This window comes from Microvirga sp. HBU67558, from assembly GCF_018069605.1.
GTDB lineage: Bacteria > Pseudomonadota > Alphaproteobacteria > Rhizobiales > Beijerinckiaceae > Microvirga > Microvirga terrae.
In genome coordinates this window covers 1-432 of record NZ_JAGPUP010000183.1, presented here as the reverse complement: position 1 = coordinate 432, position 432 = coordinate 1, and the positions used below count along the sequence as shown (strand labels likewise).

Genomic DNA, 432 nt, shown 5'->3' with positions numbered 1-432 from the left:
GCCGCCTTCCTCGAGGGACATGGCGCCCGCCCTGGGGACGTCTTCGTGCAGGTCCACGGCTTTACGCAGGCGGCTCCATTCACCACAGGCAAGACGATGACGGACCTGCTGGCCCATGTCGCCATGAACGGGCGCCGGGTCCACGACCATGGAAGGATTCCCCGATGAACCGCAGCACTCTCAAAAGGCTTGAGGCCCTCGAGCAGAAGGCCCCGCAGGATACAGGTAGGTGGCACACAATCATGGTGGGCAGCGACGAGGAAGAGGCGCAGAAGACGGCGGAGCTGAAGGCTTCTTCGAAGTGGACCGAAGGCGACAACCTGTTCGTCATTCGCCTGGTGGGAGCCGAAGGCCCTGAGAGGTAGGCGGAAGCCTTCTGAGTGAGCGGCCCGCTTCAAGCCAGAACGTTGAAGACGGGGATCCCGAGGGGTG

1 protein-coding gene is annotated in these 432 nt (G+C 63.4%); it reads left to right on the top strand.

Annotated elements, in window-relative coordinates:
* The first annotated feature begins 164 nt into the window (after positions 1–164).
* Positions 165–365, top strand: coding sequence for a hypothetical protein (locus KBI52_RS00745; protein ID WP_210804777.1), 201 nt, complete (start codon positions 165–167; stop codon positions 363–365).
* Positions 366–432: the final 67 nt, after the last annotated feature.

Excerpts from the sequence above, each read along its gene's own strand:
- KBI52_RS00745 (WP_210804777.1), top strand. The coding sequence starts at position 165 with ATGAACCGCAGCACTCTCAAAAGGCTTGAGGCCCTCGAGCAGAAGGCC.